Source organism: Leucobacter luti, from assembly GCF_050310065.1.
GTDB lineage: Bacteria > Actinomycetota > Actinomycetes > Actinomycetales > Microbacteriaceae > Leucobacter > Leucobacter luti_B.
In genome coordinates this window covers 322,251-348,571 of the sequence record NZ_CP190007.1, presented here as the reverse complement: position 1 = coordinate 348,571, position 26,321 = coordinate 322,251, and the positions used below count along the sequence as shown (strand labels likewise).

The 26,321-nt window shown below is 69.6% G+C and carries 31 protein-coding genes; 20 read left to right on the top strand and 11 right to left on the bottom strand.

What is annotated here, in order from left to right; genetic code table 11:
• Window positions 1-27: 27 nt before the first annotated feature.
• The 8 genes from rnpA to ACOPJ3_RS01565 all read left to right on the top strand — a co-directional run bounded on the left by rnpA (window position 28) and on the right by ACOPJ3_RS01565 (window position 5,253).
• The gene (gene rnpA, locus ACOPJ3_RS01600; protein ID WP_427871249.1) at window positions 28-336 is read left to right on the top strand and encodes a ribonuclease P protein component; all 309 of its coding nucleotides are present in this window, start codon (window positions 28-30) and stop codon (window positions 334-336) included.
• Window positions 333-641 (top strand): membrane protein insertion efficiency factor YidD, encoded by a 309-nt coding sequence (gene yidD / locus ACOPJ3_RS01595; RefSeq protein ID WP_427870083.1) that lies wholly within the window; start codon window positions 333-335, stop codon window positions 639-641. Before rnpA ends, yidD begins: the two co-directional genes overlap by 4 nt.
• Window positions 642-645: 4 nt before the next feature.
• Window positions 646-1,608, top strand: a complete 963-nt coding sequence (gene yidC, locus ACOPJ3_RS01590; protein WP_427870082.1) for a membrane protein insertase YidC — start codon at window positions 646-648, stop codon at window positions 1,606-1,608.
• Complete coding sequence (locus tag ACOPJ3_RS01585) at window positions 1,605-2,093, top strand: protein jag (protein WP_427870081.1); 489 nt, start codon at window positions 1,605-1,607, stop codon at window positions 2,091-2,093. Before yidC ends, ACOPJ3_RS01585 begins: the two co-directional genes overlap by 4 nt.
• 67 nt (window positions 2,094-2,160) lie before the next feature.
• On the top strand, window positions 2,161-2,793 hold the full coding sequence (gene rsmG, locus ACOPJ3_RS01580; RefSeq protein ID WP_427870080.1) for a 16S rRNA (guanine(527)-N(7))-methyltransferase RsmG: 633 nt from the start codon (window positions 2,161-2,163) through the stop codon (window positions 2,791-2,793).
• Entirely contained in the window at window positions 2,786-3,709 is a 924-nt protein-coding gene (locus tag ACOPJ3_RS01575; protein ID WP_427870079.1) for a ParA family protein, read from the top strand. The genes rsmG and ACOPJ3_RS01575 overlap by 8 nt, the downstream gene beginning before the upstream one ends.
• A gap of 4 nt (window positions 3,710-3,713) precedes the next feature.
• Entirely contained in the window at window positions 3,714-4,742 is a 1,029-nt protein-coding gene (locus ACOPJ3_RS01570; RefSeq protein WP_427870078.1) for a ParB/RepB/Spo0J family partition protein, read from the top strand.
• A 52-nt stretch (window positions 4,743-4,794) separates the two neighbouring features.
• A complete protein-coding gene (locus tag ACOPJ3_RS01565) occupies window positions 4,795-5,253 on the top strand; it encodes an SRPBCC family protein (RefSeq protein WP_427870077.1) in 459 nt (152 codons plus the stop codon).
• 96 nt (window positions 5,254-5,349) lie between these two features.
• Here the strand turns inward: ACOPJ3_RS01565 and trxA are convergent, their stop codons facing one another.
• From trxA to ACOPJ3_RS01550, 3 genes are all read right to left on the bottom strand, one after another.
• Window positions 5,350-5,673, bottom strand: a complete 324-nt coding sequence (trxA, locus tag ACOPJ3_RS01560) for a thioredoxin (RefSeq protein WP_427870076.1) — start codon at window positions 5,671-5,673, stop codon at window positions 5,350-5,352.
• Window positions 5,674-5,742: 69 nt separating this feature from the next.
• Window positions 5,743-6,693 (bottom strand): thioredoxin-disulfide reductase, encoded by a 951-nt coding sequence (gene trxB, locus ACOPJ3_RS01555; protein WP_427870075.1) that lies wholly within the window; start codon window positions 6,691-6,693, stop codon window positions 5,743-5,745.
• A 77-nt stretch (window positions 6,694-6,770) separates the two neighbouring features.
• Entirely contained in the window at window positions 6,771-8,909 is a 2,139-nt protein-coding gene (locus ACOPJ3_RS01550) for a DUF6049 family protein (RefSeq protein ID WP_427870074.1), read from the bottom strand.
• 50 nt (window positions 8,910-8,959) lie between these two features.
• On the opposite strand from ACOPJ3_RS01550, the gene ACOPJ3_RS01545 reads away from it, so the two are divergent.
• The 3 genes from ACOPJ3_RS01545 to ACOPJ3_RS01535 all read left to right on the top strand — a co-directional run bounded on the left by ACOPJ3_RS01545 (window position 8,960) and on the right by ACOPJ3_RS01535 (window position 12,422).
• Window positions 8,960-10,426 carry a CCA tRNA nucleotidyltransferase gene (locus ACOPJ3_RS01545; protein ID WP_427870073.1) on the top strand — a complete coding sequence of 489 codons (1,467 nt, stop codon included), beginning with the start codon at window positions 8,960-8,962 and terminating at the stop codon, window positions 10,424-10,426.
• Between the two features lie 5 nt (window positions 10,427-10,431).
• Complete coding sequence (locus tag ACOPJ3_RS01540; RefSeq protein ID WP_427871248.1) at window positions 10,432-11,262, top strand: PIG-L family deacetylase; 831 nt, start codon at window positions 10,432-10,434, stop codon at window positions 11,260-11,262.
• 95 nt (window positions 11,263-11,357) lie between these two features.
• Entirely contained in the window at window positions 11,358-12,422 is a 1,065-nt protein-coding gene (locus ACOPJ3_RS01535) for an inositol-3-phosphate synthase (RefSeq protein WP_427870072.1), read from the top strand.
• A gap of 153 nt (window positions 12,423-12,575) precedes the next feature.
• On the opposite strand, the gene ACOPJ3_RS01530 is transcribed toward ACOPJ3_RS01535, so the two are convergent.
• Entirely contained in the window at window positions 12,576-13,799 is a 1,224-nt protein-coding gene (locus ACOPJ3_RS01530) for a glycosyltransferase (protein ID WP_427870071.1), read from the bottom strand.
• 253 nt (window positions 13,800-14,052) lie between these two features.
• Between ACOPJ3_RS01530 and rpsF the strand changes: the two genes are divergently transcribed.
• The 7 genes from rpsF to ACOPJ3_RS01495 all read left to right on the top strand — a co-directional run bounded on the left by rpsF (window position 14,053) and on the right by ACOPJ3_RS01495 (window position 18,578).
• Window positions 14,053-14,412, top strand: a complete 360-nt coding sequence (gene rpsF, locus ACOPJ3_RS01525; protein ID WP_427870070.1) for a 30S ribosomal protein S6 — start codon at window positions 14,053-14,055, stop codon at window positions 14,410-14,412.
• Between the two features lie 3 nt (window positions 14,413-14,415).
• A complete protein-coding gene (gene ssb, locus ACOPJ3_RS01520) occupies window positions 14,416-14,958 on the top strand; it encodes a single-stranded DNA-binding protein (protein ID WP_427870069.1) in 543 nt (180 codons plus the stop codon).
• An 81-nt stretch (window positions 14,959-15,039) separates the two neighbouring features.
• Window positions 15,040-15,300 carry a 30S ribosomal protein S18 gene (rpsR, locus tag ACOPJ3_RS01515; RefSeq protein WP_200114886.1) on the top strand — a complete coding sequence of 87 codons (261 nt, stop codon included), beginning with the start codon at window positions 15,040-15,042 and terminating at the stop codon, window positions 15,298-15,300.
• An 18-nt stretch (window positions 15,301-15,318) separates the two neighbouring features.
• Window positions 15,319-15,768: a 50S ribosomal protein L9 gene (rplI, locus tag ACOPJ3_RS01510; RefSeq protein ID WP_427870068.1), complete on the top strand. Its 450-nt coding sequence runs from the start codon at window positions 15,319-15,321 to the stop codon at window positions 15,766-15,768.
• A 482-nt stretch (window positions 15,769-16,250) separates the two neighbouring features.
• Complete coding sequence (gene dnaB, locus ACOPJ3_RS01505; RefSeq protein WP_427870067.1) at window positions 16,251-17,627, top strand: replicative DNA helicase; 1,377 nt, start codon at window positions 16,251-16,253, stop codon at window positions 17,625-17,627.
• A gap of 80 nt (window positions 17,628-17,707) precedes the next feature.
• Window positions 17,708-18,265 (top strand): hypothetical protein, encoded by a 558-nt coding sequence (locus ACOPJ3_RS01500; RefSeq protein ID WP_427870066.1) that lies wholly within the window; start codon window positions 17,708-17,710, stop codon window positions 18,263-18,265.
• Window positions 18,266-18,287: 22 nt separating this feature from the next.
• The gene (locus ACOPJ3_RS01495) at window positions 18,288-18,578 is read left to right on the top strand and encodes an ABC transporter ATP-binding protein (RefSeq protein WP_427870065.1); all 291 of its coding nucleotides are present in this window, start codon (window positions 18,288-18,290) and stop codon (window positions 18,576-18,578) included.
• Between the two features lie 25 nt (window positions 18,579-18,603).
• On the opposite strand, the gene ACOPJ3_RS01490 is transcribed toward ACOPJ3_RS01495, so the two are convergent.
• The 7 genes from ACOPJ3_RS01490 to ACOPJ3_RS01460 all read right to left on the bottom strand — a co-directional run bounded on the left by ACOPJ3_RS01490 (window position 18,604) and on the right by ACOPJ3_RS01460 (window position 24,078).
• A complete protein-coding gene (locus ACOPJ3_RS01490) occupies window positions 18,604-19,227 on the bottom strand; it encodes a TetR/AcrR family transcriptional regulator (RefSeq protein ID WP_427870064.1) in 624 nt (207 codons plus the stop codon).
• A 24-nt stretch (window positions 19,228-19,251) separates the two neighbouring features.
• Window positions 19,252-19,689: a hypothetical protein gene (locus tag ACOPJ3_RS01485; protein WP_427870063.1), complete on the bottom strand. Its 438-nt coding sequence runs from the start codon at window positions 19,687-19,689 to the stop codon at window positions 19,252-19,254.
• Window positions 19,686-20,558 (bottom strand): LssY C-terminal domain-containing protein, encoded by an 873-nt coding sequence (locus ACOPJ3_RS01480; protein WP_427870062.1) that lies wholly within the window; start codon window positions 20,556-20,558, stop codon window positions 19,686-19,688. The genes ACOPJ3_RS01485 and ACOPJ3_RS01480 overlap by 4 nt, the downstream gene beginning before the upstream one ends.
• 36 nt (window positions 20,559-20,594) lie before the next feature.
• Entirely contained in the window at window positions 20,595-21,443 is an 849-nt protein-coding gene (locus ACOPJ3_RS01475; RefSeq protein ID WP_427870061.1) for a siderophore-interacting protein, read from the bottom strand.
• Window positions 21,444-21,603: 160 nt separating this feature from the next.
• Window positions 21,604-22,989, bottom strand: a complete 1,386-nt coding sequence (gene purB / locus ACOPJ3_RS01470) for an adenylosuccinate lyase (protein ID WP_427870060.1) — start codon at window positions 22,987-22,989, stop codon at window positions 21,604-21,606.
• A 175-nt stretch (window positions 22,990-23,164) separates the two neighbouring features.
• Window positions 23,165-23,668 carry a low molecular weight protein-tyrosine-phosphatase gene (locus ACOPJ3_RS01465; RefSeq protein WP_427870059.1) on the bottom strand — a complete coding sequence of 168 codons (504 nt, stop codon included), beginning with the start codon at window positions 23,666-23,668 and terminating at the stop codon, window positions 23,165-23,167.
• Entirely contained in the window at window positions 23,665-24,078 is a 414-nt protein-coding gene (locus ACOPJ3_RS01460; protein WP_427870058.1) for a phage holin family protein, read from the bottom strand. Before ACOPJ3_RS01460 ends, ACOPJ3_RS01465 begins: the two co-directional genes overlap by 4 nt.
• A gap of 251 nt (window positions 24,079-24,329) precedes the next feature.
• Between ACOPJ3_RS01460 and ACOPJ3_RS01455 the strand changes: the two genes are divergently transcribed.
• Together ACOPJ3_RS01455 and ACOPJ3_RS01450 are read left to right on the top strand one after the other, a co-directional pair.
• Window positions 24,330-24,878, top strand: a complete 549-nt coding sequence (locus ACOPJ3_RS01455) for a GNAT family N-acetyltransferase (RefSeq protein WP_427870057.1) — start codon at window positions 24,330-24,332, stop codon at window positions 24,876-24,878.
• A 286-nt stretch (window positions 24,879-25,164) separates the two neighbouring features.
• Window positions 25,165-26,310, top strand: a complete 1,146-nt coding sequence (locus ACOPJ3_RS01450) for a histidinol-phosphate transaminase (RefSeq protein WP_427870056.1) — start codon at window positions 25,165-25,167, stop codon at window positions 26,308-26,310.
• The last annotated feature ends 11 nt before the right edge of the window (window positions 26,311-26,321 follow it).

Sequence of the window (26,321 nt, the reverse complement as noted above, 5' to 3'; positions counted from 1 at the left end):
ACGCGGGGCGACGATTACCGGCGCGTCGTGCGCACCGGTCGCCGCGTGGGAGGTGCATTCTGCATCACCCACGCGGTTTTGCGTGCACCGGGAGACTCGGCGCGCTTCGGCTTCATCGTGTCGAAGGCCGTGGGGAACGCGGTGACGCGGAATCTGATCCGGCGCCGCATGAAGGGGATCGTCGATCGCCACATTGCGCGCGGGATCACGGGCGTTGACGTCGTGTTCCGCGCGCTTCCCCGCGCGGCTGATGCCTCATATGGCGATCTCGAGGCGGAGCTCGACCGTGCGATCGCCCGCGTCGAGCGAGAACTCACCCCGGCGGTACCGGCGTGAGGCGAATCCTCTGGGAGCTCTGGCTCCTCCCCCGGAACGCGGCGCTCGCGTTCATGCACGGCTACCGGCGAGTCATTTCGCCGCTGTATGGCCAGGTCTGCAGGTACTATCCATCGTGTTCCCGATACGCTGTGGAGGCACTGCAAATGCGCGGCTTCCTGATCGGAGCGGCACTCTCGGCCTGGCGGCTCCTGCGGTGCAACCCTTTCAGCCCCGGCGGCATCGATGACGTGCCGGCGCGGCCGAACCCGAACTTTGTGATCAACACCCGCGGATTCGTCCGCCCCATCGAGCGAAAGGTCTGACCCGGTGGACTTCTTCGAAACCATACTCTGGCCGCTGCGCTGGCTCGTCGAGCTCGTGCTTGCGGTCTGGCACCAGGCGCTGACCTTCGTGGGGCTCGACACGGACAGCGGCCTGACCTGGGTGCTCGCCATCATCGGCCTCGTGATCGTGGTGCGCTCGGCGCTGATCCCGGTCACGGTGCGTCAGATCAAGTCGCAGCGCCGCATGATGGATCTCGCGCCCGAGATGAAGAAGATCCAGGACAAGTACAAGGGCAAGAAGGATCAGTTCTCGCGCGAGGCCATGAGCCGCGAGACGATGGCCCTCTACAAGAAGCACGGGACGAACCCGTTCTCCTCGTGCCTGCCGATCCTGATCCAGATGCCGGTCTTCTTCTCCCTGTTCTACGTGCTGCGCCACGCCTCGGAGAACAAGCCGGGCATCGGGTTCATGAACAAGGACCTCACCGAGAGCTTCAACGCGGCGACGCTCTTCGGTGCCCCACTCAAGATGACCTTCACCCAGGGCTGGGAGTCGGGCAACTGGGTCGTCGTGATCCTGCTCGGCGTGATCATGGTGCTCATGATCGCCTCGCAGTTCTTCACGCAGCTGCAGATCATGTCGAAGAACGTCTCAGACGAGACGAAGAACTCGCCGATGTACCGCCAGCAGCGGATCCTGCTCTACATCATCCCCTTCGCGTTCCTGTTCTCGGGCGTCGCGTTCCCGCTGGCGCTCAACATCTACTGGTTCTCCTCCAACGTGTGGACCATGGCGCAGCAGTTCATCGTGATCCGCAACATGCCGACCCCCGGCAGCGAGGCGTGGCGCCTGCGCCAGGCCAGGCTCAAGGCCAAGGGCAAGATGACGGATGATGAGAAGCGTGCACAGGCGCTCGGCGAGACCCTCCCCGAGCCCCAGCAGGGACAGCGGCAGCAGCCGATGAGCTCGAAGCGCGCGAAGAAGAAGGGCAAGGACGCATCATGACGACCGAACGCGCAGTGGAAGACCTGAGCCTCGAGGAGCTCGAGGCCGACGGCGACCTCGCGGCCGACTACATTGAGGGGCTCCTCGACATCGCGGATCTCGACGGCGACATCGACATCGAGGTCGCGAACGGTCGCGTCTACGTCTCCGTCACGGGCGGCGACGAGGAGCTGGATCGGCTCGCGACGGCCGACGCCGTGCAGGCGCTGCAGGATCTCGCCCGCCTCGCCGTGCAGGCCCGCGCCGGCCGCTTCTCGCGCCTGATCGTCGACATCGGCGGATCCCGCGACGCCCGCGCGAACGAGCTCACCCGCATGGTCGACGCAGCCGTCGCGCAGATCGCGGCCGGCCGCTCCGAGGTCGAGCTCGAGCCGATGTCGTCGTACGAGCGCAAGCTCGTGCACGACGAGGTCGCCGAGCGCGGGTACCACTCGGAGTCCCGCGGCGAGGGCCGGGATCGCCGGCTGGTCATCAGCAAGCGCTAGAAACGCCGCGAGCGTTTCACGTGAAACCGACCCGGCGCGGGTCGGTCAGAATCCGAGTGGAGCAGGTGTGATCGAAACGGAACCGGCTGCGGCTGCGGAGCTCGCGGGCGATCGGCTCGAGGTTCTGCGTGCGTTCGCGGCGGATCTCGGCGCACGCGGCGAGGAACTCGGCCTCATCGGGCCGCTCGAGGCCCCGCGGCTCTGGACGCGGCACATCCTGAACAGCGCGCTGCTCGCCCCGCTCGTCGCGGAGGGCGGCAAGGTCGCCGACATCGGCACCGGCGGCGGCATGCCGGGTCTCGTGCTCGCGATCGTGCGCCCCGACGCGCACTTCCGGCTGATTGAGCCGATGGAGCGCAGGTGCAACTGGCTGAACGAGCAGATCGGCCTCCTCGGGCTCGAGAACGTCGAGGTGCTGCGCGGCCGCGCCGAGGAGTACCACGACGCCTTCGAGGTGGACCAGGTCACGGCGCGCGCCGTCACCGCGCTCAGGAAGCTCGTGCCCATCACCGCCCCCCTGCTGCGCGACGGCGGCGAGATGCTCTTCCTCAAGGGGGCCTCGGTGAACGAGGAGATCGACGCCGCAGCCAAGGTGCTCCGCAAGCATCGCGTCGTCGAGATCGCGGTCGAGGAGCTCGGCGCGGAGCAGCTTTCGGAAAGTACGCGCGTGTTTCGGGCTAAAATCGATAGACATGGCTGAGACCGAGAAATCGCTCGTCGGCGACCACCTCGTCGACAAGATCAGGCGACGGCGGAAGCTCGCCGAAACGGTCTCGCCGCTTCCCGAGAAAACCCGCGTGATCACGGTCTCGAACCAGAAGGGCGGCGTCGGCAAGACGACGACCACGGTGAACCTCGCGTCGGCGCTCGCGCGGCGCGGTGCCCGGGTGCTCGTGATCGACCTGGATCCGCAGGGTAATGCCTCCACCGCGCTCGGCGTGATGCACCGCCCCGAGGTCACGAGCGTCTACGACGTGCTGCTCGGCGACCACGACATCGACGACGCGCTGCAGCCCACGACGGACAACGAGAACCTGCTCTGCGTGCCGTCCACGATCAACCTCGCCGGCGCCGAGATCGAGCTCGTCTCGCTCGTCGCCAGGGAGCAGCGCCTCCGCACGGCGCTGCAGGAGTTCCTGGACGCGGCCGAGGAGCGCTTCCACTACGTCTTCATCGACTGCCCTCCCTCGCTCGGACTGCTCACGGTCAATGCGTTCGTCGCCGCGGACGAGGTGCTGATCCCGATCCAGTGCGAGTACTACGCGCTCGAGGGCCTGAGCCAACTGCTCGGCAACATCGAGCTGATCCAGAAGCACCTGAACCCCGGCCTGCGCGTCTCGACGATCCTGCTCACGATGTACGACGCCCGCACGAACCTCGCGCACGAGGTCGCCGACGAGGTGCGCGCGCACTTCCCCGAGCAGGTGCTCCGGGCCGTGATCCCGCGCTCGGTCCGGATCTCGGAGGCGCCGAGCTACGGGCAGACCGTGCACGCGTACGACGGCGCCTCGATCGGGGCGCTCGCGTACCTCGAGGCGGCGGCAGAGATGGCGGAGCGCGGCGCGGCGCTCGCTGCGGCAGAGACTCACACAGCGACCACAGACGGAGAGGCGTAGACGGATGGCGACGAAGAAGCGAGGCGGGCTCGGCCGCGGGATCGGGGCCCTGATCCCGCAGTCCCCCACGAGCGGTGAGCGTCCTGTCGACGTGTTCTTCCCCGCGGCTCCCGCGGAGAACGCGCCGGCCGCTGGCTCGGCCTCGAGCGCCGACACCGCGAGCACGGCGAATGCCGAGAAGACCGCGCAGGCGGCAGCGAACGACGCACTCCAGGAGGTCCCCGGTGCGCGCCTGACGCGCCTCGCGGTCGCCGACGTCGTGCCGAACCGGGCGCAGCCGCGCACCGAGTTCGACGAGGAGGCGCTCGAGGAGCTCACGCACAGCGTGCGCGAGTTCGGCGTCTTCCAGCCGATCGTGGTCCGCGAGATCGAGCAGCCGAAGCCGGGCGAGGCCCGCTACGAGCTCATCATGGGCGAGCGCCGCCTCCGCGCCTCCAAGCGCGCGGGCCTCGACACGATTCCCGCGATCATCCGCTCGACCTCCGACGAGCACATGCTGCGCGACGCGCTGCTCGAGAACCTGCACCGCGCACAGCTGAACCCGCTCGAAGAGGCGTCGGCGTACCAGCAGCTGCTCGCGGACTTCGGGATCACCCAGGAGCAGCTCGCCGAGCGCATCGGTCGCTCGCGCCCGCAGATCTCCAACACGATCCGGCTCCTCCGCCTGCCCGAGCCGGTGCAGGCGCGCGTCGCCGCCGGCGTGCTCACGGCGGGCCACGCGCGCGCGATCCTGTCGCTCGACGGCGACGGCGAACAGATGCAGCGCCTCGCCGACAAGATCGTCAACGAGGGCCTCTCGGTGCGTGCGGCCGAGGCCGCGGCCGCCGAGGAGCCGAAGCGGAAGACGCCGAAGCCGCGCGCGGGCGGCGTGCAGTCGCAGCTGGGCGAGATCGCGGAGCGCCTGGGCGACCGCTTCGACACGCGCGTCGCGGTGAAGCTCGGCGCCAAGAAGGGGCAGATCGTCATCGACTTCGCGACGATCGCCGACCTCAAGCGGATCCTCTCCGAGCTCGGGGACCAGGGCTTCAACTGAGCGTTCGCGCTGCACCCGCGACAATGTCAGAGGCGCGTGGTTGACTGGTCGCATGACCGAAGAACAGCGCATTGTTTCAGCAGAGCGAGTCGTCAAGGCCCCGGCCGAGGCGGTCTTCGAACTCATCGCCGACCCGTCGCAGCAGCCGCGGTGGGACGGAAACGACAACCTCGTCGAGGCGGCCCCTGGCCAGCGCGTCCACGCCGTCGGCGACGTGTTCCAGATGAAGATCCACAACGGCGACGTCCGCGAGAACCGCATCGTCGAGTTCGAGGAGGGGCGCCGGATCGCCTGGCTCCCCGCTCCCCAGGGCGAGGAGCCGCGGGGTCACCTGTGGCGCTGGGAGGTCGAGCCGGTTGAGGGCGGCGCCCTCGTGCGGCACACCTACGACTGGTCGCAGCTGACGGACGAGACGCGCTTCGCCCGCGCGCGCTCCTACACGGGGCCGGCGCTCATGTCGTCGGTCGACCGGCTCGCGGAGCTCGCCGAGTCCGAGGCGGCCGAGGCGTAGTACCCCGGGAACGGCTGAGGGGCCGCCACCCGGTGCGGTGACGACCCCTCAGGCGGGCGGCGGCGCGCTTGCGCGCTCCCCGCCCCGATCCGGCGGCTAGATGATGCCGTTGAGGTGTTCCTCGATCATGGGCTTCGGCATGGCGCCGATGATCTCGCGCACCTCTTCGCCGCCCTTGAAGACCTTCATGGCCGGGATCGAGGTGATCCGGTACTTCGCCGCGAGGTTCGGGTTCTCGTCGACGTTGAGCTTCGCGATGAGGAGCTTGCCCTCCTGCTCCTGCGCGATCTGGTCGAGCACGGGCGCGACCGCGCGGCACGGACCGCACCAGGCGGCCCAGAAGTCCACGAGGACGGGGACCTCGCTCTGCAGGACGACCTTCTCGAAGGTCTGCTCGTCGACGTTGATCGGTTCGTTCATGATGACTCCTTGTGCGATGTTTCGTGGCTCGTGGGCGGGGGTTCCGCTGGGGTTCCGCGGGGGTTCCGCTCAGACCGCTGCCACCGCCGTGCGGTCCTGCTCGAGCGCGGCGAGGAAGTGCTCGGCGTCGAGGGCCGCGACGGTCCCGGATCCGGCGGCGGTGATGGCCTGGCGGTAGGTCGGGTCGACTACGTCGCCCGCGGCGAATACGCCGGGTGCAGAGGTGCGCGAGCTGCGGCCCTCGACCGCGATCGTGCCCTCTTCGGTGAGGTCGAGCTTGCCGTGCACGAGGTGAGTACGCGGGTCGTTGCCGATCGCCACGAAGAGGCCAGTGACGGCGAGCTCCGACTCGGCGCCATCCACCGTGTTGCGCAGCGTGAGCCCGGTGACCTCGGTTTCGCCGTGGATGGCGGCGACCTCGGAATCCCAGATGAACTCGATCTTCTCGTTGGCGAAGGCGCGCTCCTGCATGATCTTGGAGGCCTTCAGCTCGCTGCGGCGGTGGATCACGTAGACCTTGTCGGCGAAGCGCGTGAGGAAAGTGGCCTCCTCCATCGCCGAGTCGCCGCCGCCGACGACCGCGATGACCTTCTCGCGGAAGAAGAAGCCGTCGCACGTCGCGCACCAGGAGACGCCGTGACCCGAGAGGCGATCCTCGTCGGGCAGGCCCAGCTTGCGGTACGCCGAGCCGGTCGCGTAGATGATGGTCGAGGTCTCGTGCACCTTGCCGTCGCCCGACGTCACGGTCTTCACGTCGCCGGAGACGTCGAGGTCGACGATGTCGTCGTACACGATCTCCGTGCCGAAGCGCTCCGCCTGCTCCTGCATCTTCTGCATGAGCTCGGGTCCCTGGATGCCCTCGGGGAAGCCCGGGAAGTTCTCGACCTCGGTCGTGTTCATCAGCTCGCCGCCGACGCCCACCGAGCTCGCGAAGAGCAGCGGCTTGAGGCCAGCGCGCGCGGCGTAGATCGCCGCCGTGAAGCCGGCGGGACCGGAACCGATGATGATGATCTGGTGCATGGGGCTCCTATTGCGTTGAGCTGTCAGAGCGGCGGCGTGCGGCCGCTGCAGGGATTACAACCCATCCTAGGCGCGCGCTATTCCGCGGGCTGAGCGGCCGGCCTGCGCTTGCGGCGAACGCTGCGCCAGATCCCGAGCACGAGGAGGAGCGCCGCGAGGCCGCCGAGCACCCAGACCCCGACGGTCTCGATGCTGCTCCGGATCGAGATGTCGAGCGTGCCCGTGTAGCTCGTCGGTTCCCCCGAAAGCGCGGTGACGCTGACCACGAGCCCCGACTCGCCCGAGGCAACGCGACTCTGCACGGGCACGAGCACTCGCCCGTTGCCCTCGGCAGGCACGCGCACGTCGGTGAAGACCCGCTCGTCCACGGAGAGCGCGGCGGAGGCCGGATCGGCACGCACCTCCACCACGGCGTCGAAGGGCAGGGCGTTGCGCAGCTGGACGGGCACGCGCGTCGAGACGCCCACGAGCTGCGTGTGCTCCGTGCTGATGGCCTGCACCCCGCTCAGCAGTTCCGCGTCGCGCGCGCGGAAGGCGCCGGCGACCTCGTCGAAGTCAACCCCGGGAGCCGCGTAGCGGGTGCCGAAGACCTCGAGCAGGCGTGCCCGCTGGTAGCCGATCAGGTATTCGGGGTGCTCGAGCACCCCGCCGATCTCGACGATGCTCGCCTCGCGCTTCAGCGCAGAACGCAGCAGCTCCCGCCGGTTCTCGAGCGGATCGGCGGCCTTCAGCGTCGCGGTGCCCGCGGCTTGCTCTGCGACGGGGATCCGCTTCGTCCATCCGAGCCGGTCAAGCGTCGCGAGCAGCTCGCTCGTGGCGTCGCCGCCCTCGGCCACTGCGCCGCGGTCGAGGCCCAGCACGACGCCGGGAGACTGTCCCTGTGCGGCGAGCACGAGCTGCGCGACCATGAGGGCAGTGCCGGAGTTTCGCACGACGTCGTTCTCGCCGCCGATCGCGTCCCGGGAGGCCGCGGCGAGACCGGCGTCGGTGATGGTCGCCGGCATGCCGGCGACCTCGGCCCTCGGCCCGCCGCCCAGGCTGACATTCTCGGAGTCGAGCACGACGCCCTCGAGCCCAGCCGAGCGCGCGAGCGCGAGCGTCTCCTGGTTGGCCTCCCCCTCGGCCGGCCAGGCGGCTTTGGACTTCGCGGGCCAGGTGAGCAGCTCATCGAGGCTCGGCAGTGACGGATCGGCGGTCTCGGGATCCGGATCCTGCGCCGGCTCATCAGCGGGGTCCTGAGACTGGTCCTGTTCCTGGCTCGTGCCCGAGGGGGCGAAGCTCCCGAAGCGCGAGACGAAGTCGAGCGTCTTCGGAGCGAGCGGCTCATCGAAGCCGAGGGCGGCCTGCGCCGCGAGGTCTGCATCGCCGAACTGGAGCAGGAAGCTGTCGTGGGGATACGACTCGAGTTCGGGGAGCAGCAGGCGAGCGTTCTCAGGGGCATCATCGCCGTACGCCCTGATCGCGGCGATGGCGCGCGGATCGATGGCCAGGGTTGCTCGCAGGGCGCGCGCCTCGACGAGAAGCTTCTCCCACTGCGTCGCCGCGGTCTCGAGCTGGCGGCGCGTGGGCAGGGTGCGCACGTCCGCGGGGAAGACGATCGGCACGATCGTGCTGAGGTTCACCGTCTCTGCGCCGGGGCCCCGCCAGACAATCGGGGTGAGCGCGTGCAGTCCGGGGGAAGCGTCCGCCGAGGGTTCTTCTTTGGCCGGAAGGAGCGCGGCTTCCACCAGATACACGCCCTGCGGCGAATCGGCGGACAGCGGCAGATCCGCCGTCGCAATCGTCGCCGAGGCGGTCTGCACGCCGCCCGCGGAGATCGCGCCGATACTCGCCTCCGCCAGCACGGGTGTATCGCCCGGCAGCGCCTCAGCGTCCGCGCCGGGGAGCCGCGTGCCTGGCTCGACGCGATCCGGGGCGAGCCTGAACTCGATGCGCCCGGCCGGGATCGCCTCCTCACCAGGGTTTTCGATCGCGACGTTGAAGGCGATCTCCTCCGTGTTCGCGAGCACGATCGGATCCTCGGGGGCGACCGCGAGAGACGCCCCCGCCACAGGGAAGGCGTCGTTGGCGACGTGCCGAGGGAGTCCAAGCTGCGCCGCAGACGGAGCTGCTGCGGCGATTCCCACCCCTGATCCGAGGCCCAAGCACACGAGCGCCGAGAGGATCGCCGCGAGCCGGGCGCGGCGGCGACGGAGCGCACTCAGAGCAACAGGCATAGCCACCAGTCTAGGAACTCTCGCCGAGCACTCCCCGGTACCCTTATGGGATGCCCTCTCTCGCCGAGTCCATGGACGCCCTGCGCGCCATCGCCGCCTCGTCTCCCGTGTCCGAGCTCGCCAGCGCGTTCGACGCGGCTGGCCACGAGTTCGCGCTCGTCGGCGGGCCGGTGCGCGACGCGCTGCTCGGCCGTCCGGTCACCGATCTCGACTTCACGACCTCCGCGCGACCCGAGGAGACCCAGGCGATCCTCGAGGGGCTCGGTGCGAAGGTGTGGGACGTCGGCCGCGACTTCGGCACGATCGCGGCGCGCATCTCGGGGGAGACGGTCGAGATCACGACCTATCGCGCCGAACTGTACCGTGACGACTCGCGCAAGCCCGAGGTGAAGTACGGCGACACGATCGAGGGCGACCTCGTGCGGCGCGACTTCACGATCAACGCGCTCGCGCTCATGCTCCCCTCGCTCAAGCTCGTCGACGTGTCGGGCGGGGTCGAGGACCTGCTCGCGGGCGCGATCCGGACGCCGGCCTCCCCCGCCGTGTCGTTCTCGGACGACCCGCTGCGCATGATGCGGGCCGCCCGCTTCGCCGCGCAGCTCGGCTTCGAGGTCGTCGAGGGCACGCGGGTCGCGATGGCCGAGCTCGCGGACCGGCTCGACATCGTCTCCGCGGAGCGGATCCGGGACGAGTTCGTGAAACTGCTCTCGGCCGACGACCCGGTGCCGGGGATCCGGCTCCTCGTGGAGTCTGGCCTCGCGCAGCGCTTCCTCCCCGAGCTCACGGCGCTCGTCGAGACGCAGGACGACCACGGCAGGCACAAGGACGTCTACGAGCACAGCCTCACGGTGCTGCAGCAGGCGATCGAGCTTGAGATCGCGAGGCGGGTGCCGGATCCCGACGCCTCAGGTGCGACGCAGGCGCCGGACATCGTGCTCCGGATCGCCGCGCTGCTGCACGACATCGGCAAGCCCGCGACCAGGCGCTTCGAGCGCGGCGGCGTGACGTTCCACCACCACGACGTCGTGGGGGCGAAGCTCGCGAAGAAGCGGCTGCGGGAGCTCCGCTTCGACAACGACACGATCAAGCGCGCCGCGCGCCTGATCGAACTGCATCTGCGCTTCTTCGGCTACAGCGACCAGCAGTGGACCGACTCGGCCGTGCGGCGCTACGTGCGCGACGCCGGCGAGGAGCTGTCGCGGCTGCACATCCTGACGCGCGCCGACGTGACGACGCGCAACCGGCGCAAGGCCGAGCGCCTCGAGCACGCCTACGACGACATCGAGCGGCGCATCGAGGAGCTCGCCGAGGCCGAGGAGCTCGCCGCGGTGCGGCCCGAGCTCGACGGCGCGCGGATCATGGAGCTGCTCGGGATCCCCGCGGGGCCGCTCGTGGGCCGCGCCTACCGCTTCCTGCTCGAGGTGCGCCTCGACGAGGGGCCGATCGGCGAGGAGGCCGCGGAGGAGCGGCTGCGCGCGTGGTTCGCGGAGCAGCCGGAGAGCGAGGGAGCGAAGTGAGCGAGATGAGTGAGCAGCAGGGTGCTGCGGATCCGGGCGGTGCTGCGGATCCGGGCGCGTGGTTCGGCGGGCGCCCGCGCGTGATGTTCGTGCACGCCCACCCCGACGACGAGACGATCGCGACGGGCGGCACGCTCGCCGGGCTCGCCGAGGCGGGGCGCGAGCCCCTGCTCGTGACGCTCACCCGCGGCGAACAGGGAGAGGTGACGCCCGGGCCGTTCGCGCACCTGCAGGGCACCGACGCGCTCGCGCCGCACCGGCAGACGGAGCTCGCCGCGGCGATCGCGATGCTCGGGCTCGAGCGCCACGCGTTCCTGGGCGTCGAGCCTGCGCGCGCCGAGGGGCTGCCGCCTGCGATCTACGAGGACTCCGGCATGAGCTGGGGCGAGGACGGCCGCGCCCAGGCCGCGCCGGACGCCGGCCCCGACGCGCTCACGCGCGCGCCCGCGGTCGAGGCGCTCAACGACCTGCTCGCCGCGGCCTACCTCGCCGGGGCGCAGGGCATCGTGAGCTACGACGACGGCGGCGGCTACGGCCACCCCGACCACGTCTTCGCGCACCGGCTCTCGCGGGCCGTCGCCGAGGCGCTCGGCCTGCCGTTCTGGGAGATCGTGCCGGGCGGATCCGGGGCCGGATCCGGGGCCGACACCGGGGCCGGATCCGACATCGAGACCCACGACGTGTCGCCCTGGTTCGAGCGGAAGGTCGCGGCGCTCCGCGCCCACGGCACGCAGCTCACGGTCGACGGCGACGACATCGTGCACGTCGGCGGTCAGCGCGAGCCGATCGCGCGGAGCGAGGCGTTCCGCCTCGTGCCAGCGCAGCTCGGGGCCTGATCCGGGTCCTGATCCGGCGCCGGCTCGCCGGCTCGCAGTAGACTTTCTGGTCGGCGCCGCAGTCGTTGCGGTGACGGGAATGACAAAGGGGTGCAATGAGTGTGAAGGTGGCCCTCGCGGGCATTGGCAACTGCGTGAGCTCGCTCGTGCAGGGCGTTGAATACTATCGCGGGGCGGAAGACGACGCGCAGGTTCCGGGCCTGATGCATGTGCGTCTGGGCGGCTACCACGTGTCTGACCTGGAGTTCGTTGCGGCGTTCGAGGTTGACGCCGAGAAGGTCGGGAGCGACCTCAGCGAGGCGATCTGGGCGGGCCACAACAACACGCTGAAGTTCTCGGACGTGCCGAACCTCGGCGTCGAGGTGCTGCGCGGGCCGACGCTTGACGGCCTCGGCGAGTACTACCGGGACGCGGTCGAGGAGTCGGCCGCCGAGCCCGTCGACGTCGCGCAGGTGCTGCGCGATACGGGCGCCGAGGTGCTCGCCTGCTACCTGCCCGTCGGCAGCGAGCAGGCCGTGAAGTTCTACGCGCAGGCCGCGCTCGAGGCCGGGGTCGCCTTCGTCAATGCGGTCCCCGTGTTCGTGGCGAGCGATCCGGCGTGGGCGGCGAAGTTCGAGGCCGCGGGCCTCCCGATCGTGGGCGACGACATCAAGAGCCAGGTCGGGGCGACGATCACGCACCGCGTGCTCGCGCGCCTCATGGAGAGCCGCGGGATCGCGCTCGACCACACATACCAGCTGAACGTCGGCGGCAACATGGACTTCAAGAACATGCTCGAGCGCAGCCGGCTGAAGTCGAAGAAGATCTCGAAGACGCAGGCGGTCACGTCGAACATTGACGTTGAGCTCGACGCTGACGACGTGCACATCGGGCCGAGCGACCACGTGCCGTGGCTCGAGGATCGCAAGTTCGCGTTCGTGCGGCTCGAGGGGCGCGGCTTCGGCGACGTGCCCATGAGCCTCGAGTACAAGCTTGAGGTGTGGGACTCCCCCAACTCGGCCGGCACCATGATCGACGCGATCCGGAGCGCAAAGGTGGCGCTTGACCAGGGGCTTTCGGGTCCGGTGGAGGCGGCGTCCGCCTACTTCATGAAGTCGCCGCCCGTGCAGAAGCCCGACGACGTCGCGCGCACGGAGCTCGAGGAGTTCCTGGCGCGCTAGGGCGTCGCGCCGCGCCGCGCCGTCCGCTCGCTGCGCTCGCTGGGAGATCTGCGTTCAAACAGGCTGGCTGCCGAAATTCTTGGAAATGAACGCAGATCTCCCTCTGAGCGCGGACGGCGGCAACGGGCCCCGGCGGCAACGGGCCCCGGCGCGCTATCGCGCGGTGAGGGCGCGGAGCGCCTGGTAGCGGCGCTCGAGGCGCTCGGCGTGTGCGCGCCAGTCGAGCGAGAGCGCGTGCTTGCGGGCCGACACCCCGAGCTTCGCGCGCAGCGCCGGATCGCCGAGCAGCCGGGCGAGGGCGCTCCCCCAGGCGGCGGGATCGCGCCCGGGCACCTGGAGCCCTGCGACCTCGTGCGGCGCCGCCTCGAGGAGGCCCGTGTGCGCGCCGACCAGCACGGGCACGCCGCACGCGGCCGCCTCGGCGGCGACGAGGCCGAACGTCTCGGAGTGCGAGGGGACGAGCGCGACCGCGCTTCCGGCCAGGAGCCGGGCGGAGGCCTCGCGATCCTGGGCCGGGAGGAAGCGCACCCGATCAGAGACGCCGAGTCGCTCCGCGAGCCGGAGGAGTCCGGCCGCCCAGGACTCCTGGCCGGGGGACGGCTCACCCGCGATGACGAGCTCGACGCGCGCGGCCAGTTCGGGATCCGCGTCGCCCATCGCCGCGAAGGCCGCGATTGCGAGGTCCTGGCCCTTGAGCGGCTGCAGCCTGCCGAGCACGAGGACGCGCATGGGCGCCTCCGTTTCACGGGAAACATCCGCCCCTGGCGCCCGGCCGAGCGGGCGGAAGAGCACCGTGTCGACGCCCGGGTGGATCACCTCTGAGCCGAACGCCGGCTCCCCCGCCGAGCGCTCGATGCTGTCGAGCTCGCTCTGGCTGCCGGCGATCACGTACGACGACCGCGCGAGCGCGCGCTCCGCGGCGATCCGGAGCGGCGGCTCGGGGGTGTCGCCCGGGGCGAGCCGCTCGTTCTTCTGCGCGGCGACGGTGTGGAACGTGATGGCCGAGAGCACGCCGCTCGCGGTGGCGGCGGGGCCGGCGGCGATCCCGCTCAGCCAGTAGTGAGCGTGCACGGCGTCGAAGGGCCCGAGTTCCGTGATCTCCCCTGCCGCCTCGGGAAGCACCCTGATGAGGTCCCGCTTGCCGAGCGCCGGATCCCCGGCCCTGATCACCACGAGGCGGGTCTGCGAACGGGACGCATCGAGCGTGCACTCCCCCGGCGACAGCTCCGTCGTCGCGCGCGTGACGACGACGACCTCGTGGCCGCGGTCGGAGAGCGCGTGCGCGGCCTCGGACACGACGACGTTCATGCCGCCGGCGTCGCCCCGTCCGGGGACCGAGCCGGGCGATGTGTGCAGCGACACCAGCGCGATCCTCATGCTTCCAGAGTAAAGGGCGGGCGACCAGACGGGGATTCCGGCGCGCAAACGAACGACAATCGTTCATTTCCCCTCTGCGGCCGGGCCCCGAGCATGCCGGAGCCGGAATACGGGTTCCGGATCTGCGCAAAGGTGCTAAGCTATTGGGGTTGTCTGCGCTGCGAGCAATCCGTGAGCGCGCGGGCACGATGCACAAACACCCTCCTGCCACAGAAATCCTGTGGCCGTGAAGTCCGAAGGAGGTGGGTCAGTAATGCATCCGTACGAACTCATGGTGATCCTCGATCCGGGTATCGACGAGCGCACTGTGGCCCCCAGCATGGACAAGTTCCTGGGCGTCATCCGCAATGCGGGTGGCGAGATCGAGAACGTTGACATCTGGGGCAAGCGCCGTCTTGCATACGAGATCAAGAAGCAGTCCGAGGGCATCTACGTCGTGGTGAACTTCACCGCGTCGCACGAGGCGACCGCGGAGCTCGACCGCCAGCTGGGCCTGTCCGAGGCCGTGCTGCGCACGAAGGTCCTCCGCTCCGAGGAGCTCATGGCACAGCGTGCCGCTCAGGCCAAGCGCGATCAGGCCAAGGCCGCCCGCGCTGCGAAGGCTGGCGCGTAGGTCATGGCCGGCGAGCCGCTGATCACCGTCGTCGGCAACCTCGTTGCCGACCCTGAGCCTCGCGTGAGCCAGGCGGGCAAGTCGTGGGTGACCTTCCGGATCGCCTCGACCCCGCGCGTGCGCGATCGCCAGTCCGGTGACTGGTCTGACGGCGAGCCCCTGTGGCTCGGCTGCCGCGCATACGGTGAGTACGCCGACAACATCGCCGCATCCCTCACCAAGGGCATGCGCGTGATCGTTCAGGGCCGTCTCACCCAGCGCAGCTACACCGACAACCAGGGTCAGCAGCGCACGTCGCTCGACCTCGAGGTCGAAGAGATCGGGCCGTCGCTCCGCTTCGCCACCGCTCAGGTGACGCGCGGTCAGGCGCGTGGCCAGGTCGGCGGCTTCGGTGGCGGCCAGCCCGCCGGTCAGAGCAGCTGGGGCAAGCCCGCAGCACAGCAGGACAACCCCTGGGGCAACCCGGGCGGTTCGGGCCAGCAGGGCGGCGGCAACTCCGGCGGCGGCGACTTCGGCGGCGGCTTCGACGACGAGCAGCCCTTCTAGGGGCCCTCTCCCCCGCCCAGCGGGCGGTGAACCACTTCTTGTTCCGGTTGCCCCCGGGACGCATCACGAAAAGAGACCACAATGGCAGGCAAGTCCAGCGGCGCAGGCCGCAAGCCGGGTCGCGGTAAGAACGCAAAGGCCGCAGCACCCGCGAAGAAGCAGACCGTCGGCGTCATCGATTACAAGGATGTCGCAACGCTCCGCAAGTTCATCTCTGAGCGCGGAAAGATCCGCGCCCGCCGTATCACCGGCGTGTCCGTGCAGGAGCAGCGACTCATCGCGAAGGCCGTGAAGAACGCCCGCGAGATGGCGCTCCTCCCCTACGCCGGCTCCGGCCGCTAAGGCCAAGGAGGAATCATCATGGCGAAGGTTATCCTGACGAACGAGGTCCAGGGCCTCGGTTCCGCCGGCGACGTTGTTGACGTCAAGACCGGCTACGCGCGTAACTACCTGGTCCCCCAGGGCTACGCAGTGCACTGGACCCGCGGTGGCGAGGCTCAGGTCGCGCAGATCCGTGCGGCCCGCGACGCTCGCGCGCTCGCTTCGGTCGAGGACGCGCAGGCGCTCAAGGCCAAGCTCCAGGAGGGCAAGATCCGCCTCCAGGCGAAGACCGGCACCGGTGGGCGCCTCTTCGGCTCGGTCAAGCCGGCCGCGGTTGCGACTGCGGTGTCGGAGGCCGGCATCGGCGAGATCGACAAGCGCAAGATCACCGTTCCGTCGATCAAGACGACCGGTGAGTACAAGGCGATCGTGCACCTTCACGAGGGTGTCGACGCGGAGATCACGCTGCAGGTCATCTCGCAGCGCTAGTGCTCACGCGCGTTCCTGCGGGGCGGCGATTCCACTCGGGATCGCCGCCCCGCAGGCGTTTTCTGGCCCGTTCACGGGGTGCGAGAGCGCGGGTAGCCGCGCGTAAACGCTCAATGAACGAGAGACTTTCAGAAACGCCATTTCGGACTTGACATTCGCCCGTTTCGTCCGGAAGTTCTCCACACCCCGGGGCCGCCGAAAAGCCTCAAGCTCTACCTGAAACTTGAAAACTAATCGTCCTGTGGACAAGTAAAACACCTGATCAGGCGGCGGGTTTGTGGGATTGTTATTTCGGTGTCCACAGCTTGTCCCCAAGCATGTGGATAACCTGTGGCCAAAACCGGCGAGTTATGCACGAAGTTATCCACAGGCTGGGTGGGGGGCTATTTTGCGGACTCGACGGGTGCCCATACCGTGAATGTCCGGGGTCCGGTGTGTGATGGGTACGTACCGGATCAACGTCTGTGAGAAGGAGTGGTCGAGTGTCAATCGCTCACCTGGGAATCCCGGATTCGTTCGTCGAGAACGAGTCGCGCGGCCATGAGCGCACTCCGCCGTACGACCTGCTGGCGGAGCAGAGCGCCCTCGGCGGCATGCTGCTGTCGAAAGACGCGGTCGCCGACGTCACGGGCCAGCTCAAGGGGGACGACTTCTACGTCCCGAAGCACGAAGTCATCTACGAGGCGGTGCTCTCGCTCTACTCCCGGGGCGAGCCGACCGACGTGATCACGGTCACCGACGAGCTCACGAAGCTGGGCGATCTGCAGCGCGCCGGCGGCGCGGAGTACCTCCACACGATCACCGGGATCGTGCCGACCGCTGCGAACGCGAGCTTCTACGCCGAGATCGTCGCCGAGAAGGCGCTGCTCAGGCGGCTCGTCGAGGCGGGCACCCGGATCGTGCAGATGGGCTACGCGGGCGAGGGCGAGGCGATCGACCTCGTGAACGTCGCCCAGGCCGAGATCTACGGCGTGACGGGGGAGAACCAGGGCGAGGACTATGTGCCGCTCTCGCTCGCCGTCGACGCGGCGCTCGAGGAGATCAACAAGGCGAACAGCGCGACCGACGGCATGCTCGGCGTGCCGACCGGCTTCAGCGAGCTCGACGCCATGACGAACGGCTTCGCGGGTGGCCAGATGATCATCATCGCCGCGCGTCCCGCAATGGGTAAGTCGACGCTCGCGCTCGACGTCGCCCGCAACGCCTCGGTGCACGCGGAGGCGACAACCGTGTTCTTCTCGCTCGAGATGGGCCGCGCGGAGATCGCGATGCGCCTCCTCGCGGCAGAGGCGAGCATTCCCATGCAGACGCTGCGCAAGGGCGCCCTCGACAATCGCGACTTCCAGAAGCTCGCGGCGACGCAGGCGAGGATCGCGGAGGCGCCGCTCTTTATCGACGACAGCCCGAACCTGACGCTCGTCGAGATCCGCGCCAAGTGCCGCAGGCTGAAGCAGCAGCACGGCCTGCGCATGGTCGTCATCGACTATCTCCAGCTGCTCTCGAGCGGCAAGAAGGTCGAGAGCCGCCAGCAGGAGGTCAGCGAGTTCTCGCGTGCGCTCAAGCTGCTCTCGAAGGAGCTCGACGTGCCCGTGGTGGCGCTGTCACAGCTGAACCGTGCTTCCGAGCAGCGCGCCGACAAGATGCCGGCGATCAGCGACCTCCGCGAGTCCGGCTCGCTCGAGCAGGACGCCGACATGGTGATCCTGCTCCACCGCGAGGCCGTGGGGGACCGGGACAGCCCGCGCGCGGGCGAGGCGGACTTCATCCTCGCGAAGCAGCGTAACGGCCCCACGGGCACCGTCACGGTCGCGTTCCAGGGGCACTACTCGCGCTTCCAGGACATGCCGAACGCCGTCTAGGCCCAGATCCGGTGCCCATCCCGGGCGCAGTTTGGACTCGGGGAGGCGCGGTAGACTGGTGGGGTAACGAAAGGGGTGCCATGTCCGCTACGGTGACGACTGCAAGCCCGACGACGGCACCGGACGCACCCGCATCGCGGTCCGTCCGGCTGATCCGCGTCGCCGTCCTCCTGATCGCGGGGCTGGCGATCGCCTTTTCCGCCACCATGCACGAGCAGCTCGGCTTCGACGTGGCCGTGGTGACGGCCTCGCTCGCGGCGATCGGCGTCGCGCACCTGATCGAGGCGCTCTCGGCTGGCGCGGCCGGCCGCAGGGCCGTGCCCGCGCTCCTCGCCGTCGTGGCCTTCGTGGCCGCCGCGGCGCTGCCCTTCGGCGGGTCGACGATCGCGTTCGCGGTCGCGATCGCCGCGTGGTCGCTCGTGAGCGCCCTCCTCGAGTTCATCGGGGCCGCTGTGCGCCCCGGCAGCCGCGCCGACGCGCCCCTGCTCGGCGGGGTCGGCCTGCTGCTCGCCATCGTCGTGCTGCTGGCGCGCGAGGATCAGGTGGCGGTCCTTGGCTTCTTTGGCGCCTACGCGGTGATCGCGGGCGTCTTCCTCGGCATCTCCGCGTTCGACACGCGACGCGACGCCAGCAAGTAACACCCAGAACTGAAAGCAGAACATGACTGACCGCAGCGAGCCCACCAAACAGCCTGTGACGCCCTCGCGTCGAGACCGTTTGCGTCCGCTCGAGCTCGTGGGCTTCTCCGTGGTCCTCGGCGTGTTCGCCGGCCTCGTGGTGCTGCTCGCGACACGCAACCTCGTCCTCTCCGCGATCTTCTTCGGCGTGGGCTTCATCGTGTCGGTCATGATGGTCGCCCTCGTGGGTCTCGGCGGCAAGCCGAGCAAGGAGGACCTGCAGGCGCGGCAGGATCTGCAGACGCCGGAGGACGGCGGAAAGTACTGGCACTAGGCCGGACTGCGAGGCCTGAGCAGCGCTAGGCCTCGCGGGGGAACTCGAAGTCCTCGAGCATGCTCCGATCGCCCGTGTAACCGATCTCGGTGAGCACCGTGCTGACGGTGCGTCGTACGAGTTCGGCGTCGATCGCGGGCATACCGGGGAGAAGCCCCCGCATGATCACCGGCCCCGTCAGTAGATCGGCCACGTACGCGGGATCCGCACCGGCGGGGATCTCTCCGCGGGCGACGCCGCGATCCAGCAGCACGTGTGTGAACGCGCGCCGCGGCGCGAGATACCCCTCGACGAAGGGCTTCGCGTCGTCGGGATGGATCGCGAGGTAGTCGAGGAACCCCGCGAGCGCGCTCCGCGTGAGCACGTGGTTGTATAGCTCGCACTGCCGGATCTGGATCTCGAGCAGGTCTCCGGCGACCGATCCCGTATCGACGTCGACGTCCGTGCCGAAGCGGGAGGCGAGGATGAGCGGCACCACGTCCGCAATGCTCTTGAAGCGACGGTAGAAGGCGGGCTTCGAGGTCTTCGCCACCTTCACCACGCGCTCCACCGTCAGCCCGGAGTAGCCGTACTGCGGCACGAGCTCGGCGACGGCGTCTACGATTCGAGCGTCGATCCCGGCTTCCCGCGGACGCCCAACTCGGTTCATGGTTCCCATCCTAGCTCGGGTGGATCAGGGGATTCTGTGCCTTTCGGAGCACCAGCGACGCGATTCCCGCGACGAAAGGGCGAGCAGGATCAGGATGTCCAGGGCAAGCGTGAGCAATGTCGTCCGGATCGTGATCGCCTCATCCGAGGCGAAGTGCCCGATGGCGGCACTAATAATGCTGAGCGTGGTGCCGAACATCACGAGCACCCTGGCCCAGTTCTGCCCGCGCCACACGAGCCAGGCGAGCAGGAGCAGGATCAGCATCCAGACGCCCTGGAACACGACGGCGACCCCCACGATCATTTCGGCCGCGGCGAGTTCGACGTCGTTCTCGGCTGCGATCTCGGGCGTGCCGCGCACGAGGCTGATGCTCCACAAGACGCCGCCGAGGGCGCGAGCCACGATCAACCCTGCGCCCATCGCGAGGGTTCCCGGGCGCGGGCCGCGCGCCTGGCCGGTCATCGGGCCGCTCCACTCTGAGTATCGCGGCCTCGCGCCCGCAGGTCCAGGATCGGGAGATTTCCGTCGGTCCGGATCGTGTCGCCGCCGCCGTTTCTCGCGTGGTAGCCCGTGGAGAAGTCGACGAGCACCTCGAGCCGTGCGCGGGGATTCGCCTCCTGCACGGTCCTGATCAGGTGATCTCGCTCCACGTCCGTGTCCGCGTCGATCTTGTGCGTGACCTGCAGGGTGAAGAGCGAGAAGCCCACCGCGCGGTCGAAGGTGCCGGCCGCAAGCCAGTCGACGCGGGCGCCGCCGGGCAGCGGCCACCCGTCCGGGGTCCGCCAGAACCGCACATGGTGCCGCTTCGCCGGGTTCCCAGCGACCTCCTGCTGATACGCGAAGTCCTGCTTCCGCGAGAACAGGAACAGCGGGCTCACGGGGGCCTCGGCATAGCTTCGCCGCGTCGCCGTCGAGGCGATGATCCGCCACGAGCTTGCGAGCGTCACGGGATCCGCGAGCGTCCAGCCGGCCCGTCGCATGGCCTCGTGCACCTCATCCGCGCTGCCGCGCACGGCCGCATTGATCGGGTCCCCGAGCAGGCCGTCGCTCGTGCGCGTGCGACCGATGAAGTAGTCGGGAACGTAGATCGCCGTCAGGATCCGGTGGAGCCGGGGGAGCGCGAGGTATGCCAGCACCGCCCAGAACACGATGAAGAACACGATCCCGAACCAGCCGATCGAGAAGGTCTCAGTGAGGACCAGCCAGGCGAGCCAGACGGCCGCGATGCCCGCGAAGACGAAGAAGAACTCGTCGAGGACCGCGCCGACGGAGAGCCTCCGCACGCCGCACGCCGACCGCTTCCGCGGTTCGCGGGGTGTCTGCTCGGCCATCGCCCCATCGTACCGGGGCGAGAGCGAACTGTGGACTCAGTCCTCAGGGTCCGCCGGGTCGATCGGGGCATGGTGGTCGAAGTTCACGGTGCCGCTCTTCCAGTAGCCACTCACGCGCCACTGCTCGCGGGGGAGTGCGAGCTCCTGCTTGAGCAGGCGGCGGAGCGGCACGAGCCGGCCGGCCTCGCCCGCGGCGAAGACGTAGGTGTCGGCGTCGACTCTGGCCTGCGCGACGGCCTCCGCGAGCCCGTTCTCGCCCTGACCGGCCGCGGATACAGGCACGTCGCGGCCGCTCTGCGCCGCCAGGTAGCTGCGGACCCAGTCGAGCGGGCCGTCGACGTCGGCGATCACGTGGATCCTCGCCGCGTCGGGCATGTCCTCGATCCAGCGCGCCGCCGCGGGGAACGCCGTCGGGTCAACGACGAGCAGGAGCGAGGGGGCCGCAACCGCTGCCCCCACGGAGCCGCGCGGGCCGACGATCACGATCTCGTCGCCGGGCTCGGCCTCCTCAGCCCAGCGCGCCGCGGGGCCCGGATCGTCGTGCCGCAGCACGTCGATGTCGAAGACGCGGTGGCCGGACGCCGGGTCGGTGCGCACGTTGAGCGGGGTGAAGTCCCGGCCGAATGCCGGACCCTCCGGGCGCACGATCCCGGACTCGCCCGGCCCGGCAGGCGTCGGCGCCGCAAGCACGCCCGTCTCGGGGTCGGGGAAGAACACCTTCGCGTGGTCCTCGGGGCCCGTGCTCGCCCAGTCGCCGAGCTCGTCGCTCGAAAGCGTCACCCGCGTGAAGTGCTCGATCTCGACGACGTGCGTGACGGTGACGCGGCGAGCGGTGAAGCGGTGCATCGTGCGGCTCCGTGCGAAACGGGACTCGGCCTCGGACATGTCCGGATCCTTCCTCAGATGAATGTGTGACCTTTAACTCTCTCGCATCCGCGGGGGCGCGGCACCCGGCTGCCGCTCAGGAAGCCCCGGAAAGACAAGAAAGCGGCGCGGGATCCGGATCCGGACCCCGCGCCGCAAACGTCAGCTGCGACCTCGGCCGCTAGCGCTGCAGGTAGTCGAGAAGGCGCACCGCGTCGCCGATGTAGGTCGCCGGGGTGAGCGCGAGCAGGCGCTGCTTCGCATCGTCGCCGATCTCGAGGCCCTCGACAAACTCGACGAGCTCGGCCTGGCCGATCCGGCGGCCGCGCGTGAGCTCCTTGAGCGCCGCGTACGGGTCGCTGATGGAGGAGCGGCCCGCCGTCACCTCGGCGCGGATCACCGTCTGGATCGCCTCGCCGAGCACCTCCCAGTTGGCGTCGAGATCGGCAGCGAGCACCTCGGGCGCCGCGTCGATCTGGCCGAGGCCCTTCAGGATGTTGTCGAGCGCGAGCACCGAGTGGCCGAAGCCGACGCCGATGTTGCGCTGCGCGGAGGAGTCGGTGAGGTCGCGCTGCCAGCGGCTCGTCACGAGGGTGGCGGCGAGCGAGTCGAGGATCGCGTTCGAGAGCTCGAGGTTCGCCTCCGCGTTCTCGAAGCGGATCGGGTTGACCTTGTGCGGCATCGTCGAGGAGCCCGTCGCGCCGGCGACCGGGATCTGGCGGAAGTAGCCGATCGAGATGTAGCTCCAGATATCGGTCGCGAGGTTGTGCAGGATGCGGTTCGCGTGCGCGATCCGCGTGTAGAGCTCCGCCTGCCAGTCGTGCGACTCGATCTGCGTGGTCAGGGGGTTCCAGTCGAGGCCGAGGCCCTCGACGAACTCCTGCGACACCGCGGCCCAGTCGACGCTCGGATCCGCGGCGAGATGGGCCGCAAAGGTGCCGGTCGCGCCGGAGAACTTGCCCAGGTATTCGACGTCGTCGATCTGGTTGAGCTGGCGCTCGAGCCGGTAGACGAAGACCGCGAGCTCCTTGCCGAGCGTCGTCGGCGTCGCGGGCTGGCCGTGCGTACGGCTCATCATGGGCAGCTCGCGGTACTCCTCCGCCTGGCGGGCGAGCTCGGCGATGACCTGCTCGAAGCGCGGGCGCCAAACGTCGGCGACCGCCTGCTTCACCGTGAGGGCGTAGGAGAGGTTGTTGATGTCCTCGCTCGTGCAGCACACGTGCGTGAGCTCGGCCAGGTGGCCGAGGCCCTGCTGCTCGAGGCGGGCGCGCACGAGGTACTCGACGGCCTTCACGTCGTGCTGCGTCGTGCGCTCCGTCTCAGCGAGCTCGTCGATCTCGGCCTGGCCGAAGTTCGCCGCCCACTCGCGCAGCGACGCGAGCTCCTCCGCCGGGATCGGGGTGCCGCCGAGCAGCGAGTGCTCGGTGAGGTAGGCGAGCCACTCGACCTCGACGTGGACGCGAGCCTTATTCAGCCCCGCCTCCGAGAGCGTGTCGCCGAGCTGGGCGACCGCGGCGCGGTAGCGGCCGTCGAGCGGGCTGATGGGCTGCTGGGGCAGGGGCGTCATGGAGTCTCCGTGCGTGTCGTGAGGCTGGTCTGCGTGTGTGCCCGGGCGCGGCCAGGCAGCGCGGCAGACGCACGGTGGCGCAGCCGCCCCACCATTCTCCCACGGTCTCTCGCGGTCTCCCACGGCCCCCTGCCGCGCGGGATCTGGACATCCTCCGCGCCTGCGTGTCTCCCGGTCAGCGCTCCAGGCGCGGAATCAGGTTCTCGAGCAGCTTCGCCGTGCTGCGCACGACCTGCGTGAGCACATCGGAAAAGGCCTGTGCGTTCGCGTAGTACGGGTCGAACACGTCGGGATCCTCGGGCCGATCCGGATCGAACGCCGTGAGCAGCACGACGCGATCCCGCGGCGCACCCGCCGTGAGGAGTGCGCGCTCGTGATCCCGCGCGAGGGCGACGAGCAGGTGATTCTGCGTCACATCTGCGCGCGTGAGCTGGGCCGCGCGGTGGGCCGAACCGTCGTAGCCGTGCTCGGCGAGCGCGACCACCGTGCGCGGGTCTGCGGGATCGCCCTCGTGCCAGCCGCCCGTGCCGCGGGAGGTCACGACGAGGCGGTCGGCACCGAAGCCCTCGTCAGCCGCGAGACTGCGCAGCACGACCTCGCCCATGGGGGAGCGGCAGATGTTGCCGGTGCAGACAAACGACACCCGCAGGGGGATGTTCGGGTCGGAGCCAGGGATCACCGGCGATCGTCCTTCTTCTTGGACGTGCCGAGGAGGCCGTTCAGGATCCCGGCCAGGATCGAGAGCACGAGCGCCGCGAGCACGCCCCACCAGAACGTCTCAACCGTGAGACCGAAGCCGGCAAGCTCGGAGAGCCAGGCGACCACCGCGATCATGATCCCGTTCACGATCAGGCCAAACAGCCCGAGCGTGAGGATGTAGAGCGGAATCGAGACGAAGCGCACCACCTTGCCGAGCGTCGCGTTCACGAGGCCGAACACGAGGGCGACGAGCACGAGCGTGGCGATGTTCCCCCAGGTGTCGTCCTGGATCGGCACGATCCAGATCCCGTGCTGACCGGGCCCGCCCACGATAAGCGTGGTGAGCCAGAGCGCGAACGCATTGACCAGGACTCGAATGATGATCCGCATGCCCCCAGTCTCTCACCCCACGGTGGGAGGGGGTGGTGATGGGTTGAGAGGTGAGGTTGTGGGTTGAGGGTTGAGGGGCGCCGAGTGGGCCCGAAAGCCCCATTCCCGCCCTCGAGTCGGCCGGAAGGCCCCATTCGTGCGCGTGAATGGGGCCTTCCGGCCGACTCGGCGCGGGGAGGCGGGGTGCAGCGGGGATCGGGGTGCAGCGGGGCGGCAGGGCACAGGAGGGGGCTCTCACTAGGCTCTGGAGCATGGAACAGCAGGGGAGCGGTGCCGGGCCGTCGCTGGAAGCGCGAGTGCGCCCGGCGGAGGAGGCCGACCTTGATTCGCTTGCAGAGATCGAGCGGGCCGCGGATTGCTTGTTCGTCGAAAGATTCCAATGTACAGACTGGCCAGCACCAACGCCGGGCCGCTCCCGGGTAGTCGCGCCGGGCTTCATCCTCGTCGCCGAGTGCTCGGCGCCGCGCGGGCAGCTGCTTGCCGGATTCACGCATGTGCTCGCGTTGCAAGACGGCGCTCACCTGGAGCAAATTGCGGTCGATCCCCGGTGGAGCCGGCGCGGCATTGGATCAGAGCTTCTTCGCGCCACGATGCGGGAGGCCGCCAGGCTCGGGTACGGGAGCATGACCCTCCGAACCTATGCCGATATTGCTTGGAACGGGCCGTTCTATGCGAGATTCGGCTTCGTCGAGGCGGATCCGGACAGCCCAGACCTCCGGCGCATCGAGGCCGAAGAGCTCGCCGAGGGTATTGCTGCATATGGGCGACGGATCCAGATGCGCGCAAGTCTCACGGGCTGAGTGGCTGGGCGCGACCTGCCTGGGGATGGCCCGGATCAGACGGCGTCCGCCGAGTCGGCCCTTGAGCCCCATTCCCGCCCTCGAGTCGGCCGGAAGGCCCCATTCGTGCGCGTGAATGGGGCCTTCCGGCCGACTCGACGCGGGGCGGCGCGGGAGTGATGCAACGGGGCACATGTGGGGCGCGGCGCGCGGCGCCCCGCCCCACATGTGCGCAAGCTGTGCCCGTGACGAGGGATTTCCGCGCGTATCCCAGCCCCGCGATGCACCCCTCAGTACACTCGGACGCATGAGCGAAACCGCCATTCCTCCCGTGCGCCTTCGTGCAGACGTGCTCGCGGTGCCCCCGTACCGTCAGGGCGCGACGCCCACGGAGCCGGGGTTCAAGCTGTCGAGCAACGAGAACCCGTTCGACCCGCTGCCCGGCGTGCGCGAGGCGATCGCCGCCGCGAGCGAGGTCAACCGCTACGCGGCGGCCGCGATGCCCGAGCTCCGCGCGAGGATCGCGGGCGAGTTCGGGGTCACCCTCGACCACGTGCATCTCGCCGCGGGATCCGTCGCGATCCTGTTCCAGCTCGTGCAGGCCGCGGCCGCGGCCGGCGACGAGTACCTGTTCGCGTGGCCGAGCTTCGAGGCGTATCCCTCCCTCGGGCTCGCGAACGCCGCGACTGCCGTGCGCGTGCCCCTGGCCGAGCGCGCCGAGCACGACCTCGACGCCATGGCCGACGCCGTGACGGAGCGCACGCGCGTCATCCTCCTCTGCACGCCGAACAACCCCACGGGCCCCACGATCCGGCGCGAGGATTTCGACCGCTTCATGGCCCGCGTCCCGAGCGACACGCTCGTGATCCTCGACGAGGCCTACCGCGAGTTCGTCACCGACCCCGAGGCGGTGCGCGGCGAGGAGGTGCTCGGCGAGCACGCGAACCTCGTCGTGCTGCGCACGTTCTCCAAGGCCTACGGGCTCGCTGGGCTCCGGATCGGCTACGCCGTCGGCGATCCCGCAATCCTTGCCGCCGCCGCCACGATCGGGATCCCGCTCTCCGTGACCGGGATCGCCGAGGCCGCGGCCCTCGCCTCGCTCGCACCGGAGGCCCGCGCGGCGCACGCCGGCCGGATCGCCGAGCTCACGGCGCGGCGCGACGCGCTCGCCGCAGCGCTGCGGGCGCTCGGGCTCGAGGTGCCGGAGGCGCAGGGCAACTTCGTGTGGATCCCCGAGGGCGAGGGGGAGGGGCGCATCGACGACACCGCCGCGCTCGCCGCCCGCTTCGCGGAGGCTGGCACGCTCGTGCGCCCGTTCCCGGGGCTCGGGGTGCGGATCTCGGTGGGCGAGGCGGAGAGCGTGCCCGTCGTTGTGGATATCGTGCGCGCGCACATCGGGGCGAGCCTGGGCGCGAGCCTCGGCGCGGCCCTTGCGCAGGAAGGTGCTCTGTGACCCAGCTGGAA

Coding starts and splice junctions, on each gene's coding strand:
- trxA (WP_427870076.1), bottom strand. CDS start 5,673: ATGAACGAACCGATCAACGTCGACGAGCAGACCTTCGAGAAGGTCGTC.
- rpsF (WP_427870070.1), top strand. CDS start 14,053: ATGCATCCGTACGAACTCATGGTGATCCTCGATCCGGGTATCGACGAG.
- ACOPJ3_RS01540 (WP_427871248.1), top strand. CDS start 10,432: ATGAGTGAGCAGCAGGGTGCTGCGGATCCGGGCGGTGCTGCGGATCCG.
- ACOPJ3_RS01530 (WP_427870071.1), bottom strand. CDS start 13,799: ATGAGGATCGCGCTGGTGTCGCTGCACACATCGCCCGGCTCGGTCCCC.
- ACOPJ3_RS01575 (WP_427870079.1), top strand. CDS start 2,786: ATGGCTGAGACCGAGAAATCGCTCGTCGGCGACCACCTCGTCGACAAG.
- ACOPJ3_RS01480 (WP_427870062.1), bottom strand. CDS start 20,558: ATGGCCGAGCAGACACCCCGCGAACCGCGGAAGCGGTCGGCGTGCGGC.
- ACOPJ3_RS01475 (WP_427870061.1), bottom strand. CDS start 21,443: ATGTCCGAGGCCGAGTCCCGTTTCGCACGGAGCCGCACGATGCACCGC.
- ssb (WP_427870069.1), top strand. CDS start 14,416: ATGGCCGGCGAGCCGCTGATCACCGTCGTCGGCAACCTCGTTGCCGAC.
- rpsR (WP_200114886.1), top strand. CDS start 15,040: ATGGCAGGCAAGTCCAGCGGCGCAGGCCGCAAGCCGGGTCGCGGTAAG.
- ACOPJ3_RS01545 (WP_427870073.1), top strand. CDS start 8,960: ATGCCCTCTCTCGCCGAGTCCATGGACGCCCTGCGCGCCATCGCCGCC.
- ACOPJ3_RS01450 (WP_427870056.1), top strand. CDS start 25,165: ATGAGCGAAACCGCCATTCCTCCCGTGCGCCTTCGTGCAGACGTGCTC.
- purB (WP_427870060.1), bottom strand. CDS start 22,989: ATGACGCCCCTGCCCCAGCAGCCCATCAGCCCGCTCGACGGCCGCTAC.
- rplI (WP_427870068.1), top strand. CDS start 15,319: ATGGCGAAGGTTATCCTGACGAACGAGGTCCAGGGCCTCGGTTCCGCC.
- ACOPJ3_RS01500 (WP_427870066.1), top strand. CDS start 17,708: ATGTCCGCTACGGTGACGACTGCAAGCCCGACGACGGCACCGGACGCA.
- ACOPJ3_RS01460 (WP_427870058.1), bottom strand. CDS start 24,078: ATGCGGATCATCATTCGAGTCCTGGTCAATGCGTTCGCGCTCTGGCTC.
- trxB (WP_427870075.1), bottom strand. CDS start 6,693: ATGCACCAGATCATCATCATCGGTTCCGGTCCCGCCGGCTTCACGGCG.
- ACOPJ3_RS01490 (WP_427870064.1), bottom strand. CDS start 19,227: ATGAACCGAGTTGGGCGTCCGCGGGAAGCCGGGATCGACGCTCGAATC.
- ACOPJ3_RS01565 (WP_427870077.1), top strand. CDS start 4,795: ATGACCGAAGAACAGCGCATTGTTTCAGCAGAGCGAGTCGTCAAGGCC.
- ACOPJ3_RS01535 (WP_427870072.1), top strand. CDS start 11,358: ATGAGTGTGAAGGTGGCCCTCGCGGGCATTGGCAACTGCGTGAGCTCG.
- ACOPJ3_RS01485 (WP_427870063.1), bottom strand. CDS start 19,689: ATGACCGGCCAGGCGCGCGGCCCGCGCCCGGGAACCCTCGCGATGGGC.
- ACOPJ3_RS01495 (WP_427870065.1), top strand. CDS start 18,288: ATGACTGACCGCAGCGAGCCCACCAAACAGCCTGTGACGCCCTCGCGT.
- ACOPJ3_RS01455 (WP_427870057.1), top strand. CDS start 24,330: ATGGAACAGCAGGGGAGCGGTGCCGGGCCGTCGCTGGAAGCGCGAGTG.
- ACOPJ3_RS01550 (WP_427870074.1), bottom strand. CDS start 8,909: ATGCCTGTTGCTCTGAGTGCGCTCCGTCGCCGCCGCGCCCGGCTCGCG.
- ACOPJ3_RS01570 (WP_427870078.1), top strand. CDS start 3,714: ATGGCGACGAAGAAGCGAGGCGGGCTCGGCCGCGGGATCGGGGCCCTG.
- ACOPJ3_RS01585 (WP_427870081.1), top strand. CDS start 1,605: ATGACGACCGAACGCGCAGTGGAAGACCTGAGCCTCGAGGAGCTCGAG.